Source organism: Streptomyces sp. NPDC052687 (genome assembly GCF_040678395.1).
Taxonomy (GTDB): domain Bacteria; phylum Actinomycetota; class Actinomycetes; order Streptomycetales; family Streptomycetaceae; genus Streptomyces.
Map to the genome: position 1 here is coordinate 81,145 of NZ_JBFATR010000015.1, position 15,066 is coordinate 96,210.

Here is a 15,066-nt window from a genome sequence, read left to right on the forward strand (position 1 = left end):
GCCTCGTCCTCGATCCCCCTCTCAGCCGCGGCGGCGGGCCCGTGCCGCCACCGCCGCTCCTGCCGCCGGCAGGGCGACCGCCCCTGCCGCGAGGTACGGCGTCGTCGCGCTGCCGCCGGTCTCGGCGAGATCCGCCCCGGCCGGGCCGCCCTGCGGTTCGATGCCGGGGGCGGGGCTCGGGGCGGTGGTCCGCGGGGTCTCGCAGGTGGCCTGTGCCAGGGTGACCGTGCCCTGGACCTCCGCCACGTTGAGCTTCAGCGGATTGACCGAGACCGCCAGTTCGAGCGCGGTGGCGGCGGCCGTGCGGGAGGTGGTCTCGCGGTGGGAGAGGTCGAGGCGGACCTCACCGACGCCCGGTATCCGGACGTTCGTGGTGCCGCCGGGGGTGAGCGTGACCCGCTTGCCGAGGACGGTGACGGCGCCCAGCAGGTTCGACTCGGCCACCGGGGCCTTCCCCGCCTCGCACGTCGCGGTGGCGGTGACCTGTTCGACCTCGATCAGGGAGAGCAGGGGGAGGCCGGGGACGTGCACCTTGGCGTGGGCCAGGCGGGCGCTGCCCCGGGCGGTGCCGTTCTCCACCGTGGCCTTCGACCGGGCCGCGTCCGCGCTGAGCACGCTGAACGGCTTGCCGCCGTCCACGCCGTCCAGTCGTACGGTCAGCGCGGTCTTCTCCGCGCTCCGCGGCGCCCGGACGTCGTTGAGGGAGGCCGTGAGGGGGACGTTCACGGTCTTGTTCAGCAACGAGACGTCGAGGCCGGTGCGCAGGACCACCGCGGTCGCCCGGCCCTCGCCGCCGGGGCCGGGGGTCGCGTGCGCGAGGGCCGCGGGTCCGGCGGCGGCCAGGGCGGTGGCGGTCGCCACGGTGACGAGTCCGCGTACGGGCATGCCGAAGCGGGGGGTGGTGTTCAAGGCGGGACTCCCTGAGGACCTGAAGAGACGTGCTCGGGACGCGGAAAGACTGTCGTACCGCGTCCCGGCAGTCAGCGATCCGACGGGAGTTCACCCCAACGGGAGTTCGGTGTATGCCTTTTCGAATCCGAAGGGGTCTCAGCCGACGACGCGGCCGTTCAGCACCACCCGTCGCGGCGCCGTCAGCACGCGTACGTCCGCGCGCGGGTCCTCCTCGTAGACGACCAGGTCGGCGGGGGCGCCCTCGTCCAGGCCGGGGCGGCCGAGCCAGGCGCGGGCCGCCCAGGTGGCGGCGGAGATCGCCTCCACCGCCGGGATGCCGGCCGTGACCAGTTCGGCGATCTCGGCGCCCGCGAGGCCGTGCGGGAGGGAGCCGCCGGCGTCGGTGCCGACGAAGACGGGGATGCCGGCGTCGTGGGCGGAGCGGACGGTGTCGTAGCGGCGGGCGTGCAGGCGGCGCATGTGGTCGGCCCAGCGGGGGAACTTGGCCTCGCCGCCCTCGGCGAGCCGGGGGAAGGTGGCGATGTTGACGAGGGTGGGGACGATGGCGACGCCCCGCTCGGCGAAGAGCGGGATCAGGTCCTCGGTGAGGCCCGTCGCGTGCTCGATGCAGTCGATGCCCGCCTCGACCAGGTCGCGCAGCGAGTCCTTTGCGAAGCAGTGCGCCGTCACGCGGGCGCCCAGGCGGTGGGCCTCGGCGATGGCCGCCTCGGCCGCCTCGCGGGGCCAGCACGCCGACAGGTCGCCGAGGTCGCGGTCGATCCAGTCGCCGACCAGCTTGACCCAGCCGTCGCCGCGCCGGGCCTCCTGGGCGACGTAGGCGACGAGGTCGTCCGGTTCGATCTCCCAGGCGTAGTTGCGGATGTAGCGGCGGGTGCGGGCGATGTGCCGTCCGGCGCGGATGATCTTCGGGAGGTCGTCGCGGTCGTCGACCCAGCGGGTGTCGGAGGGCGATCCGGCGTCGCGGATCAGCAGGGTGCCCGCGTCCCGGTCGGTCAGCGCCTGCCGCTCGGCGACCTCCCGCGGCACCGCGCCGTGCGCGTCGAGGCCCACGTGGCAGTGGGCGTCGACCAGGCCGGGCAGCGCCCAGCCGGTCACCGTGCGCACCTCGCGGGCGCCGGCGGGACGGTCGTAGGTGATCCGCCCGCCGACGACCCACAGTTCGTCGCGGACGTCGTCGGGTGAGACGAGCACCCGGCCCTTCACGTGCAGCACCGCTCCATCGCTCATGCACCGCACCCTAGTGAGCCGCTAGTCGGACTTCCCCACCTGGTCCGAGATCTCCTCCTCGACGTCCGCCATCGCCGGGTCGAGCAGGCGGGACAGGAAGTGCCGGGTGCGTTCGTGGGCGGGGCGGGTGATGACCTGCTCGGGCTCGCCGTCCTCCACGATGACGCCGCCGTCCATGAAGACGACCCGGTCGGCGACCTCGCGGGCGAAGGTCATCTCGTGGGTGACGACCATCATCGTCATGCCCTCCTGGGCGAGCATCCGCATCACCGCGAGGACGTCGCCGACCAGCTCCGGGTCGAGCGCGGAGGTCGGCTCGTCGAACAGCATCACCTCGGGGCCCATGGCGAGGGCGCGGGCGATGGCGACGCGCTGCTGCTGGCCGCCGGAGAGGGAGGACGGGTAGGCGTCCGCCTTCTCCGCGAGGCCGACGCGGGCCAGGTTCTCGGCGGCGATCCGGGCGGCCTCCGCCTTGTCCCGCTTGAGCACCCGGCGCTGCGGCAGCGTCAGGTTCTCGGTCACGGTGAGGTGCGGGAAGAGGTTGAACTGCTGGAAGACCATGCCGATGCGGCGGCGTACGGCGTCGATGTCGACGTCGGGGTCGGTGACCTCGGTGCCGCCGACGAACACCCGGCCCTCGGTGGGCTCCTCCAGCAGGTTCACGCACCGCAGCAGTGTGGACTTGCCGGAGCCGGACGGGCCGATGACGCAGACGACCTCGCCCTGGCGGATCTCCAGGTCGATGCCGCGCAGCACCCGGTTGTCGCCGAAGGACTTGTGCAGGCCGTGGATCTCGATCTCGGGGCGGCTCATTTCACGGCCTCCTGGGCCTTCGCCTCCATGCGGCGTACGACGAAGCCGAGCGGGATCGTGACCAGCAGGTAGCACAGGCCGGCGACGAGGATCGGCGTGGAGTTGGCGGTCTGGCTGGCCAGGTCGCGGCCGAACTTGGACAGCTCCCGCTCCTCCAGGGTGACCCCGAGGAACAGCACCAGCGAGGAGTCCTTGAAGAGCAGGACCAGTTCGTTGGTGAGCGGCGGCAGGATGACCCGGAGGGACTGCGGCAGGATGATCGAGATCATCGCCCGCGCGTGGGAGAAGCCCAGTGAGCGGGCGGCCTCCATCTGGCCCTTGGGGATGGCCTGGATGCCCGCGCGGAAGGTCTCCGCCATGTAGGCGGCGGCGACCAGGCCGAGCGCGAGGGCCACCTTGCCGTAGGTGCCGCCGACGATCTCCGTGCCGGGGAAGGCCAGCGGGACGGCCACCCCGATGAAGATGAAGATCAGCAGGGCGGGCAGGCCGCGGAAGATCTCGATGTAGACGCCGGCGAGCCAGCGGTACGGGCCGACGGAGGACAGCCGCATCAGCGCGATGACCATGCCCAGCACCAGGCCGACGGCGAAGCCGGAGACGGTGTAGAGCACGGTGTTCTTCAGCGCCAGCGTGATGACCTCGGGGAACATCTGCTCCGCGAGGTCGGCTTGCGCGAACTGGTTGGCCAGCCGGTCCCAGTCGGCCGTGACCGCGAAGGCGATCACAGCCGCGACGAAGACGGCGTACTGGACGCCGCGCGAGAGGCTGCGCTTCTGCCGCCGCGTCAGGCGCTTTTTCTTCGGCTGCTTCGGCTGGTTCGGCTGGAGTGCGGTGTCCGGGGTGTCCGGGTTCGTCATGAGGCGGACGGGGAGGCGGCGGACGCGTCGTACGGACCGATCCACTGCTCGTACAGCTTCTTGTACGTCCCGTCGGCCTTGGCGTCCGCGATGGCCTTGTTGATGGCCTCGCGCAGCTTGTCGTTGCCCTTCTTCACCGTGAAGCCGTACTGCTCGCCGGTGTGGAGCTGCTCGGCGACCTGGAAGGCGTCGGCGTTGGCCTTGTCCTTCAGCCAGCCCTGGACCACCGGGTAGTCGATGACGACCGCTTCGACCTGGCCGGTGCGCAGGCCGTTGAGGACGGCGTCGGAGGACTCGAAGGAGACCGGGTCCAGACCCTTGCTCTTGGCGTAGTCCTCGCCGGTGGTCTGCGCCTGGGCGCCGACCTTCTTCCCCTTGAGGTCCGCGAAGGACGAGATGCCGCTCTTCTTGTCGGCGAGGACGGCCTGGGTGGCCTCGAAGTACGGGTCCGAGAAGTCGACGTTCTTCTTGCGCTCCTCGGTGATGGTCATGCCGGCGGCGGCGAGGTCGCACTGGCCGGCGTTGAGGGAGCCACCCGTCTTGAAGTTCTCGAAGGGCTGGTCGAGGATCTGCTGCTTCACGCCCAGGTCGTCGGCGACCAGGTCGATCAGCGCGACGTCGAAGCCCTGCACCTTGCCGTCGATCTCCGACTGGAAGGGCGGGTACGGCAGGTGGGTGCAGGTGGTGAGCTGCCCGGCCTTGACCAGCTCGACACCGCCGGCGGCGGTCTTCTCGCCGCCGGCGCCGTTGTCGCTGGAGGTGCAGCCGGCTACGAGGACCAGCCCGGCCGTCGCGGTGGCGGCGACCAGGAGACGGGCCCGGCGCCCGAGGACGGTGTTCACGGGGGACCTCCTAAGGGAACAGTGAGTTCCGATTATAAGGAAATGTTTGGGTCACTCAAATAGAACTGATGCCAGTGGGGCGGTTCGGCCTAAGAAGTCGCGCCACGACGGGTGCGGCGGAAGGGCTGCGCGCCCCGCCGGCCGCGGCGCGGCGGGGGCCGGGCGGGCGGCCGGCGCGGCCCCGCTACCCTCGACGTCGTCCGCCCCGTGAGCGAAGAGAGCACCGCAGTGACCCACCCCTTCCTCGACCTGCCCCCGCTGACCGCCGCGCGCTTCGCCGCGATCGAGGACCGGGTCGCCCGGCTGCTGGACACCCGGCAGGACGTCGTGATCATGCAGGGTGAGGCGCTGCTGCCGCTGGAGGGGGCCATCCGCGGCACCGCCGGGCCGGGCACGGTCGCACTGAACGTGATCACCGGGCCGTACGGGCAGACCTTCGGGGACTGGCTGCGGGACTGCGGGGCGACGGTGTACGACCTCGCCGTGCCGTTCCACACGGCGGTGACCGCCGGGCAGATCCGGGAGGCGTTCGCCGAGCACCCGGAGATCGACTTCGTCTCCCTGGTGCACGCGGAGGCGGCGACCGGCAACACCAACCCGGTCGCGGAGATCGGCGAGGTGGTCCGCGCGCACGGCGCGCTGTTCTACCTGGACGCCGTCGCGTCCGTCGGCGCGGAGCCGGTGCTGCCGGACGCCTGGGGCGTGGACCTGTGCGTGATCGGCGCGCAGAAGGCGATGGGCGGCCCGGCGGGCGTGTCGGCGGTGTCGGTGAGCGAGCGGGCGTGGGCCCGGATGGCGGCCAACCCGCGCGCGCCGCGCCGCTCCTACCTCTCGCTCCTCGACTGGAAGGAGCGCTGGGTCGACGGCGGCCGCAAGGCGCTGCTGCACGCGCCGGCGCAGCTGGAGATGCTGGCGCTGGAGGCGTGCGTCGAACGGATCGAGGCGGAGGGCCTGGAGACGGTCATGGCCCGGCACCGCTCCGCCGCGGCGGCGACCCGCGCGGGCGCGGTGGCGCTCGGCGGGGGTCTGGAGCCGTACGTCCACGACCCGGCGGAGGCGGCGCCGGTGGCGACGACGCTGCGCGCCCCGGCGGGCGTGCCGGCCTCCGACCTGGTCGCCCGCGCCCTGGCGAGCGACCCGGCGCTGCCCCTGGCCGCGGGCGGCGGCGCGCTGGCCAAGGAGATGATCCGCGTCAACCACTACGGCCCCGACGCGACCCCGGGCACCGTCCAGGCCTCCCTCGCGGCGCTGGGCGCCGCGCTGGCCGAGCAGGGTGCGGCGGTGGACCTGGAGTCGGCCCGCCGCGCCGCGGAGACCGCCTGGAACTGACGACCGCGCGGGCCCACCGGCCCCCCGGGGGCCGGTGGGCGGGCTCGATTCCGGACTGCGCTGGGTTCTCATTCGCGTACTGCATTTCCCTGGTTGCCCGTGAATGAATTCGGAACCCTTTACGACTCTATATGTAAAACAATTCAGCGGTAGCTTCCCGTATTCTTCTGCCCCGTTTCACCGACCCTAAACGCGAAGATTTTGCAAACGTCGAACGAGTAATTCGGGCGGATCTCACAGGGGTGACATGGTTGTGACGCGTTACACAACGCGTCCGATTTGTGGTGGATTTTCCGGGCGAACTAGCATCATTCGCCTCGCAGGCACCCGCGTGATAACACAGATGGCCCGGACACCCAACCCCTAGCGGCCATGCAATTTCGAATTCCGCTCGCTAAATTCGATCCGCATGACTGCCGCACCAGCAGACACACCGACAGAGACATCAGCAGACCTGTTCATCGACCGCCCGTCGGTGGCGGACGGGGCCGCTCTGTGGCGGCTCGCCAAGGAATCCGGAACGCTCGACCTGAACTCCTCCTACAGCTATCTGCTGTGGTGCCGGGACTTCGCCGAGACCTCCGCGGTGGCGCGCGACGGCGACGGGGAAACCGTCGGGTTCGTCACCGGGTACCTGCGGCCGGACCGTCCGCGGACCCTGCTCGTGTGGCAGGTGGCCGTCGACCCCCGCCACCGCGGCCGCGGCATCGCGGCCCGGCTGCTCGACGCGCTGGCCGCACGGGTCGCGGCCGACCTGGAGGTGATCTGCGTGGAGACCACGATCACCCCGGACAACACCGCCTCGGAGCGCCTGTTCACCTCGTTCGCCACCCGGCACGGCGCCCGGGTCGAGCGGGAGGTCCTGTTCGACACCCCGCTGTTCCCGGACGGCCCGCACGACCCCGAAGTCCTCTACCGCATCGGCCCGTTGACCCCCCACCTCTCGCACTGAGGAGCGATTCGCCGTGACCATCACCCAGCCCGACCTGAGCGTCTTCGAGACCGTGGAGTCCGAGGTGCGCAGCTACTGCCGCGGCTGGCCCACCGTCTTCGACCGGGCACACGGCAGCCGTATGTACGACGAGGACGGCCACGAGTACCTCGACTTCTTCGCCGGGGCCGGTTCGCTCAACTACGGCCACAACAACCCCGTGCTGAAACGCGCGCTGCTCGACTATCTGGAGCGGGACGGCGTCACCCACGGCCTCGACATGTCGACCACCGCCAAACGCCGCTTCCTGCAGACCTTCCAGGACCTGGTGCTGCGCCCGCGCGACCTGCCGTACAAGGTCATGTTCCCGGGCCCGACGGGCACCAACGCCGTGGAGTCCGCCCTGAAGCTGGCGCGGAAGGTGAAGGGGCGCGAGGCGATCGTGTCGTTCACCAACGCCTTCCACGGCATGTCGCTGGGCTCGCTCGCCGTGACCGGCAACGCCTTCAAGCGGGCCGGTGCCGGTATCCCGCTGGTGCACGGCACGCCGATGCCCTTCGACAACTACTTCGACGGCACGGTGCCGGACTTCCTGTGGTTCGAGCGGCTGCTGGAGGACCAGGGCTCCGGGCTGAACAAGCCGGCCGCCGTGATCGTCGAGACGGTGCAGGGCGAGGGCGGCATCAACGTGGCGCGCGCGGAGTGGCTGCGGGCGCTCGCCGACCTGTGCGCGCGCCAGGACATGCTGCTCATCGTCGACGACATCCAGATGGGGTGCGGCCGTACCGGCGCCTTCTTCTCCTTCGAGGAGGCGGGCATCACCCCGGACATCGTCACCGTCTCCAAGTCCATCAGCGGCTACGGCCTGCCGATGTCGCTGACCCTGTTCAAGCCGGAGCTGGACATCTGGGAGCCGGGCGAGCACAACGGCACCTTCCGCGGCAACAACCCGGCCTTCGTCACGGCCAGCGCCGCGCTGGAGACGTACTGGACCGACGGCTCCGCCATGGAGAAGCAGACCCGGGCGCGCGGCGAGCAGGTCGAGCAGGCGCTGATCGCCGTCACCGAGGAGAACCTGGCCGACGTCAAGGAGTACCGGGGCCGCGGCCTGGTGTGGGGCCTGGAGTTCCACGACAAGAGCCGGGCCGAGCGGGTCGCGCGCCGCGCCTTCGAACTGGGGCTGCTGATCGAGACGTCCGGCCCGGAGAGCGAGGTCGTCAAGCTGCTGCCCGCCCTGACCATCACCCCGGACGAGCTGGACGAGGGCCTGACGACGCTGGCCCGCGCCGTCCGCGAGACCCGCTGATCCCTGAGTCCCTGAGTCCCTGACTACCTGAGTCCCTGAGTACCTGTGTCCTGAGCCCTCGGCCGGCCTGTCGGCCCGCCGGCTCACCGGACACCCGTACGCCCGACCGCCATCCAGGAGGTATCGCTCCACCGTGATCGTCCGTTCGTTCAAGGAGATCGAAGGCACCGACCGGCACGTGAAGGCCGCGTCCGGGACGTGGGAGAGCAAACGCATCGTCCTCGCCCGGGAGAGGGTCGGCTTCTCGCTGCACGAGACGGTCCTCTACGCCGGCACGGAGACGTCGATGTGGTACGCCAACCACATCGAGGCCGTGGTCTGCGTCGAGGGCGAGGCCGAGCTGACCGACCACGAGACCGGGCGGACGTACACCATCACGCCCGGGACCATGTACCTCCTCGACGGGCACGAGCGGCACACGCTGCGCGTCAAGGAGGACTTCCGCTGCATCTGCGTGTTCAACCCGCCGGTGACCGGACGGGAGGACCACGACGAGAACGGCGTCTACCCGCTGCTCACCGAACCCGAGGAGGTGTGACGACCCATGACCACCACCACGACCACCACCGCCGCGACCACCACCACCGCGCAGCCGACCGTCACCGACCTCTACCCGACCCGGGGCACCAGCGAGGTGCTGATCCCGCGCCAGGACCCGGTCGTCTGGGGCGCTCCCGACGCGCCCGGTCCGTTCGGTCCGGCCGATCTCGAGGCGTTCGAGCGCGACGGCTTCCTCGCCATCGACCAGCTGATCACCGAGGCCGAGGTGGCCGTCTACCGGCGGGAGCTGGAGCGGCTGGTCACCGACCCGGAGATCCGCGCCGACGAGCGCTCGATCGTCGAGCCGAAGTCGAAGGAGATCCGGTCCGTCTTCGAGGTGCACCGGATCAGCGAGGTGTTCGCGAACCTGGTGCGCGACGAGCGGGTCGTCGGCCGTGCCCGGCAGATCCTCGGCTCGGACGTCTACGTCCACCAGTCGCGGATCAACGTCAAGCCCGGCTTCGGCGCAAGCGGCTTCTACTGGCACTCGGACTTCGAGACCTGGCACGCCGAGGACGGCCTGCCGAACATGCGGACGGTGTCCGTCTCGATCGCCCTGACCGAGAACTTCGACACCAACGGCGGGCTGATGATCATGCCCGGCTCGCACAAGACGTTCCTGGGCTGTGCGGGCGAGACGCCCAAGGACAACTACAAGAAGTCGCTGCAGATGCAGGACGCGGGCACCCCGTCCGACGAGGCGCTGACCAAGCTGGCCTCCGAGTACGGCATCCGGCTGTTCACCGGCAAGGCCGGCTCGGCGACCTGGTTCGACTGCAACGCCATGCACGGCTCCGGTGACAACATCACGCCGTTCCCGCGCAGCAACGTCTTCATCGTGTTCAACAGCGTGGAGAACACGGCGGTCGAGCCGTTCGCGGCGCCGGTGCGGCGGCCCGAGTTCATCGGGGCGCGCGACTTCACGCCGGTGCGCTGACGCGGCAGGCGTACGGGATACGGGAGCGGGCGGTGTCCTCGGGACGCCGCCCGCTCCCCTGTCGTGCTCAGCCGGCCAGCACGTCCAGCAGCCGGTCCACGTCCGCGGCCGTGTTGTACAGGTGGAAGGCGGCGCGCAGGTTGCCCGCGCGGTCGGACACCTCGATCCCCGCCTCGCTCAGCTCGGGCTGGCGGGAGCCGAGGCCCGGCACGGAGACGATCGCCGACCCGGGAGCGGGCACGGGCTCGTGGCCGAGGCGCGCGAGCCCGGCCCGGAACCGGTCGGCGAGCGCCACGTCGTGGGCGTGCACGGTGGCCACTCCGGCCTCCTCGATCAGCTCCAGGGAGCGGCGCAGACCGGCGAAGGTGAACAGGGCCGGGGTGAGGTCGAACCGCCGGGCGCTGCGGGCGTACTCGGTCACCGGGCCGTAGGTGCTGTCCCACGGGCGCTCCCCGGCGACCCAGCCCGCCAGCAGCGGGGTGAGCCCGCCGAAGTCCTCGGGGACGACGAGGAAGGCGGCGCCGTGCGGGCCGAGCAGCCACTTGAAGGAGACGGAGGCGCCGAAGTCGTCGGCGGCGGCGTCCATCGGGAGCCAGCCGGCGGCCTGGGAGTAGTCGACGTAGGTGCGCGCCCCGTGGGCGCGGGCGGCCTCCCGCAGGGCGGTGAGGTCGGCGATCCGTCCGTCGGCGGACTGGACGGCGCTGACCGCGACGAGCGCGGTGCCGGGGCGGACGGACTCGGCGATCCGCTCCAGCGGGACGGTGCGGACCTTGAGGTCGCCGCGGACGTGGAACGCGTTGAGCACGGAGGTGAAGTCGTCCTCCGCGGTGATGACTTCGGCGCCGGCGGGCAGGGAGGCGGCGATCAGTCCGGTGTGCGCGGCGACCGACGCGCCCAGGGCGACCCGGGTCACCGGGACGCCGGCCAGCCGGGCGTAGGCGGCCCGGCACGCCTCGACGTCCTCGTACAGCGGGGTCAGCGGCCGGCCCTCGGCCCGCAGCAGTGCCGCCTCGTGCAGGGCGGTGACGGCGCGGGCGGGCAGCAGGCTGTTGCTCGCGGTGTTCAGGAAGGTGGTCGCGGGGCTGAACTCGGCATGGACGAGGGCGTCGAGGGCGCTGGTGGTCTCCATGAGTCCACTCTGGGCCCCCGGCCTTCCCTCGTCCATTGCGTCTTTTTACGCGGTTTCTCTAAGCGTTCCTTATGAGTCCGCGCCGACCTGCGGCTTTCGCCGGTCGGCCAGGACAGCTGGGGGCAGCCAGGACCGCTAGGACGGCTGGGGCACGGCGCAGCCGTCCGGGCCGCACGCGTCGGCGTCCCCCCGGTCGAGCAGGGTGAGCGGCGAGCGCTCGCCCCAGGCCTGGCGGAGCGCCTGGGCGAAGACCTCGGCGGGCTGCGCGCCGGAGATGCCGTACTTCCGGTCGAGCACGAAGAACGGCACCCCGGTGGCGCCGAGCCGGGCGGCCTCCTGCTCGTCGGCGCGGACCTCGTCGGCGTAGGCGTCGGGGTCGGCGAGCACGGCACGGGCCTCGGCGGCGTCCAGGCCGGCGTCGGCGGCGATCGCGACTAGCCGCTCGGTGTCCGCGAAGACGGACTCCTCCTCGGCGAAGTTCGCCTCGTACAGCCGCTGGATCAGCTCGCCCTGGCGGCCGTACCGCTTGGCGTGGTGGAGCAGCCGGTGCATGTCGAAGGTGTTGCCGTGGTCCCGGCCGCGGGTGCGGTAGGCCAGGCCCTCGGCCGCCGCCTGGGTGCCCAGGTTGTCCTCGGCGGCCTGGGCCTGCTCCTCGGAGATGCCGTACTTGCGGGCCAGCATCGGGACGACGGGTCCGGTGTCGCCCTTCGGGCGGTCGGGGTCCAGCTCGAAGGAGCGGTGCACCACCTCGACCTCGTCGCGGTGCGGGAAGGCCGCCAGCGCCTTCTCGAAGCGGGCCTTGCCCACGTAACACCAGGGACAGGCGATGTCGCTCCAGATCTCGACGCGCATGTTCTCGGCTCTCCAGCTCAGTGGTTCACGGAGGACGGATGTCCCCCGCGAAGTACGTGAACATTCAAACGCCGGGATCCATTCCGCCGAGCAGGGGCGCGGGGAACTGCGCGAGCGACCGCACACGACCGGCAGCCCGGATCCCGCCGCACCCCCACGGCGCTACCGCTCCAGCACCCCGTTGAACCGCCGGGGCAGCCCGAGCGGATTCTCGTCCCGCAGCTCCGGCGGCAGCAGCGCCTCCGGCGCCCCCTGGTAGACCACGGGCCGCAGCCACCGCTCGATGGCGGTCCCGCCCACCGACGTCGAGGTCGACGTGGTGGCGGGGTAGGGCCCGCCGTGGTGCTGCGCAGGCGCGACGGCGACCCCGGTCGGCCACCCGTTGACCAGGACCCGTCCGGCGAGCGGCGTCAGCTCGGCCAGGATCTCCGGACCCCGGCCCTCCCCCGCCGCCTCGGCCGAGGACAGGTGCACGGTCGCCGTGAGGTTGCCCGGCAGCCGCGACAGCACGGTCTTCGCCTCGGCCTCGTCCCGGTAACGGGCGACGACGGTCACCGGCCCGAAGCACTCCTCCAGCAGCAGGTCGTGCTCGCCCTCGGCGGCCAGCCGGCTCGCCGGCACGGTCAGGAAGCCGGGGCTGACGGTGTGCTCCCCGCCCTCGCCCGGCGTCACCGGCGCCTCCACGTCCGGCAGCTGGGCCCGCTCGGCGACGCCCGCGACGAAGTTGTCCCGCATCCGGTGGTCGAGCAGCACCCCGGCGTCGACGGCGCTCACGGCCTCGGCGAGCGACTTGACCAGCTGGTCGCCCGCGTCGCCCGCCGGGGCCAGGACCAGTCCGGGTTTCACGCAGAACTGGCCGACACCGAGGGTCATCGACCCGGCGAGCCCGCTGCCGATCGCCTCGGCGCGCTCGGCCGCCGCGGCCTCGGTGACGAGGACCGGGTTGAGGGAGCCCAGCTCGCCGTGGAAGGGGATGGGCACGGGACGCGCGGCGGCCGCGTCGAAGAGGGCACGGCCGCCCCGTACGGATCCGGTGAAGCCGGCCGCGGCGATCAGCGGGTGCTTGATCAGCTCGACGCCCACCTCGAAGCCGTGCACCAGGCCCACCACCCCGGCGGGGATGCCGTGCTCGGCGGCGGCCTCCCGCAGCACCGCGGCGACCTGCTCGGACAGCGCCGGGTGGTCGGGGTGGGCCTTGACGACGACGGGGCAGCCCGCGGCGAGCGCGCTCGCGGTGTCGCCGCCGGCGACGGAGAACGCGAAGGGGAAGTTGGAGGCGGAGTAGACGGCGACGACACCGAGCGGGACCTTGTAGCGGCGCAGGTCCGGGATGGGCGGGGTGGCGGTGTCGTCGGGGTGGTTGATGACGACGTCGAGGTAGGCGCCCTCGTCGACGATGTCCGCGAAGGCGCGCAGCTGGTAGCAGGTGCGGGCGAGTTCGCCGGTGAGCCGGACGGGGCCGAGCGCGGTCTCGGCGTCGGCGGTCCCGACGAGCCGGTCCCGGGCGGCGTCGAGGCGGTCGGCGGCGGTGCGCAGGAAGGCGGCGCGGACCGTGCGGTCGGTCAGGGCGCCGCGGGCCTCGTGCGCGGCGCGGACGGCGGTGTCCACCTCCTGGGCTGTGGCCTCCACCGCAACCTGTTCCCGCTGCTTCCCGGTACGGGGGTCGACACTCCAGACTGGTGCTGCTGCCACCACGGGTCCCTCCCAGTATGTCTCCCGCCCGGCAGGGGCGTTCGATATACTGAACACTGTCTCTGATGATGAACGATCGAGAGACTATTTCCCGTCCAACGAAGGGGTCAAGGGCGATGTCGGCAGGCGAGACGGGCGGCGGAGCGCAGGTCAAGTCGGCGGTGCGGACGGTGGAGCTGCTGGAGTACTTCGCGGCCCGCCCCGGTATGCACTCCCTCGCGTCGGTCCAGGAGGCCGTCGGGTACCCGAAGTCCAGCCTGTACATGCTGCTGCGCACCCTGGTCGAACTCGGCTGGGTGGAGACCGACGCGACCGGCACCCGGTACGGCATCGGGGTGCGCGCGCTGCTGGTCGGCACCTCCTACATCGACGGCGACGAGGTCGTCGCGGTCGCCCGGCCCACCCTGGACCGGCTCTCCGACGACACCACCGAGACCATCCACCTGGCCCGCCTCGACGGCACCAACGTCGTCTATCTGGCGACCCGTCAGTCCCAGCACTACCTGCGCCCGTTCACCCGGGTCGGCCGGCGCCTGCCCGCCCACTCGACCTCCCTCGGCAAGGCGCTGCTGAGCACCTACAGCGACGAGCAGGTCCGCAAGATGCTCCCGGAGACGCTGCCCGCGCTCACCGAGAACACCATCACCGACCGCGAGAAGCTCATCGAGGAGCTGCACCAGGTGCGGGAGCAGGGGTACGCCGTCGACCGCGAGGAGAACACGCTGGGCCTGCGCTGCTTCGGCGTGGCGATCCCCTACCGCACCCCGGCCCGCGACGCGATCAGCTGCTCCATCCCGGTCGCCCGGCTCACGCCCGCGCACGAACAGATGGTGAAGGACGCCCTGTTCGACGCCCGGGACCGGCTCACCCTGGCGACGCGGAGGCTCTGACCGTGCAGGTGGCGCTCCGGCCCGTCCACGACAGCGACCTGCCGGTCTTCTACCGGCAGCTGAACGACCCCGAGTCCCTGCGGATGGCCGCGTTCACCCCGCCGGACCCGGCCGACCGGTCCGCCTTCGAGGAGCACTGGCGGCGGGTGCGCGCGTCGGCCGACGTGCACGCCCGCACGGTGCTGCTCGACGGTGACGTGGTGGGCAGCGCGGCCGTCTACGGCGTGCCCGGCGAACGCGAGGTCACCTACTGGGTGGACCGCGCCTACTGGGGCCGCGGCGTGGCCACCGCCGCGCTGCGCGCCCTGCTCGCCGAGGTCCCCGAACGCCCGCTGTACGCCCGCGCGGCGGCCGACAACGCCGGGTCGCTGCGCGTGCTGGCCCGCTGCGGCTTCCGGGAGACCGCCCGGGAGCGGGGGTACGCGGCCGCGCGCGGCGAGGAGATCGAGGAAGTGGTGCTCCGGCTGGCGGAGTGACCCCGCGGCGCGGTTCTCCCCCACGCGGCGGAGGCGGATCGTCGCGGGGCAGGAGGCGGGCGGCGCGCTCCGCGCGGGAGCGTGGCGGCATGACGCACACAGTCGCCGATTCCGCCCGGAGCGCCGGCTCCCCCGGCTCGTCCGGCTCGTCGGGCCCCCCGGCCTCGTCGGACTCCGCCGCCTTGTCAGGCCCCCCGGCCTCGTCGGACTCCCCCGCCTTGTCGACCGATTCGGCCTCGACCGCCTCGCCTGCCTCGAAAGGCTCTTCGGCCTCGCCCGCCTCACCGGCGTCCCCCGCCGTCCTCGGCCGGCCGCGCCGGATCCTGCGCGCCG

General features: G+C 72.1%; 15 protein-coding genes. 7 read left to right on the plus strand and 8 right to left on the minus strand.

The window, feature by feature from the left end; all coding sequences use genetic code 11:
• Positions 1-21 precede the first annotated feature (21 nt).
• The 5 genes from AB0K92_RS15525 to AB0K92_RS15545 form a co-directional block, all read right to left on the minus strand.
• Positions 22-885, minus strand: coding sequence for an SCO1860 family LAETG-anchored protein (locus AB0K92_RS15525; RefSeq protein ID WP_365923115.1), 864 nt, complete (start codon positions 883-885; stop codon positions 22-24).
• 162 nt (positions 886-1,047) lie between these two features.
• Positions 1,048-2,139: an amidohydrolase family protein gene (locus AB0K92_RS15530; RefSeq protein ID WP_365923031.1), complete on the minus strand. Its 1,092-nt coding sequence runs from the start codon at positions 2,137-2,139 to the stop codon at positions 1,048-1,050.
• A gap of 21 nt (positions 2,140-2,160) precedes the next feature.
• Positions 2,161-2,952, minus strand: a complete 792-nt coding sequence (locus AB0K92_RS15535; RefSeq protein ID WP_365923033.1) for an amino acid ABC transporter ATP-binding protein — start codon at positions 2,950-2,952, stop codon at positions 2,161-2,163.
• The gene (locus AB0K92_RS15540) at positions 2,949-3,809 is read right to left on the minus strand and encodes an amino acid ABC transporter permease (protein WP_365923036.1); all 861 of its coding nucleotides are present in this window, start codon (positions 3,807-3,809) and stop codon (positions 2,949-2,951) included. Before AB0K92_RS15540 ends, AB0K92_RS15535 begins: the two co-directional genes overlap by 4 nt.
• Positions 3,806-4,651 carry a transporter substrate-binding domain-containing protein gene (locus tag AB0K92_RS15545; protein WP_365923038.1) on the minus strand — a complete coding sequence of 282 codons (846 nt, stop codon included), beginning with the start codon at positions 4,649-4,651 and terminating at the stop codon, positions 3,806-3,808. Before AB0K92_RS15545 ends, AB0K92_RS15540 begins: the two co-directional genes overlap by 4 nt.
• A gap of 228 nt (positions 4,652-4,879) precedes the next feature.
• On the opposite strand from AB0K92_RS15545, the gene AB0K92_RS15550 reads away from it, so the two are divergent.
• The 5 genes from AB0K92_RS15550 to thpD all read left to right on the plus strand — a co-directional run bounded on the left by AB0K92_RS15550 (position 4,880) and on the right by thpD (position 9,694).
• Positions 4,880-5,980, plus strand: coding sequence for an aminotransferase class V-fold PLP-dependent enzyme (locus tag AB0K92_RS15550; RefSeq protein WP_365923117.1), 1,101 nt, complete (start codon positions 4,880-4,882; stop codon positions 5,978-5,980).
• Positions 5,981-6,389: 409 nt separating this feature from the next.
• Positions 6,390-6,932 carry a diaminobutyrate acetyltransferase gene (gene ectA / locus AB0K92_RS15555; RefSeq protein ID WP_365923040.1) on the plus strand — a complete coding sequence of 181 codons (543 nt, stop codon included), beginning with the start codon at positions 6,390-6,392 and terminating at the stop codon, positions 6,930-6,932.
• Positions 6,933-6,945: 13 nt separating this feature from the next.
• Positions 6,946-8,217, plus strand: coding sequence for a diaminobutyrate--2-oxoglutarate transaminase (ectB, locus tag AB0K92_RS15560; RefSeq protein ID WP_365923042.1), 1,272 nt, complete (start codon positions 6,946-6,948; stop codon positions 8,215-8,217).
• 133 nt (positions 8,218-8,350) lie between these two features.
• Entirely contained in the window at positions 8,351-8,755 is a 405-nt protein-coding gene (locus tag AB0K92_RS15565; protein ID WP_165997302.1) for an ectoine synthase, read from the plus strand.
• Positions 8,756-8,761: 6 nt separating this feature from the next.
• A complete protein-coding gene (thpD, locus tag AB0K92_RS15570) occupies positions 8,762-9,694 on the plus strand; it encodes an ectoine hydroxylase (protein WP_365923044.1) in 933 nt (310 codons plus the stop codon).
• A gap of 67 nt (positions 9,695-9,761) precedes the next feature.
• Here thpD and AB0K92_RS15575 read toward each other — a convergent pair whose 3' ends face one another.
• The 3 genes from AB0K92_RS15575 to AB0K92_RS15585 form a co-directional block, all read right to left on the minus strand.
• Positions 9,762-10,823: an aminotransferase class V-fold PLP-dependent enzyme gene (locus AB0K92_RS15575; RefSeq protein WP_365923046.1), complete on the minus strand. Its 1,062-nt coding sequence runs from the start codon at positions 10,821-10,823 to the stop codon at positions 9,762-9,764.
• Positions 10,824-10,958: 135 nt separating this feature from the next.
• Positions 10,959-11,675 carry a DsbA family oxidoreductase gene (locus AB0K92_RS15580; protein ID WP_365923048.1) on the minus strand — a complete coding sequence of 239 codons (717 nt, stop codon included), beginning with the start codon at positions 11,673-11,675 and terminating at the stop codon, positions 10,959-10,961.
• 162 nt (positions 11,676-11,837) lie between these two features.
• Positions 11,838-13,367 (minus strand): aldehyde dehydrogenase (NADP(+)), encoded by a 1,530-nt coding sequence (locus AB0K92_RS15585; RefSeq protein ID WP_365923050.1) that lies wholly within the window; start codon positions 13,365-13,367, stop codon positions 11,838-11,840.
• 116 nt (positions 13,368-13,483) lie between these two features.
• Between AB0K92_RS15585 and AB0K92_RS15590 the strand changes: the two genes are divergently transcribed.
• Positions 13,484-14,257, plus strand: coding sequence for an IclR family transcriptional regulator (locus AB0K92_RS15590; protein WP_165997308.1), 774 nt, complete (start codon positions 13,484-13,486; stop codon positions 14,255-14,257).
• Between the two features lie 2 nt (positions 14,258-14,259).
• A complete protein-coding gene (locus AB0K92_RS15595; protein WP_365923052.1) occupies positions 14,260-14,733 on the plus strand; it encodes a GNAT family N-acetyltransferase in 474 nt (157 codons plus the stop codon).
• Positions 14,734-15,066 lie beyond the last annotated feature (333 nt).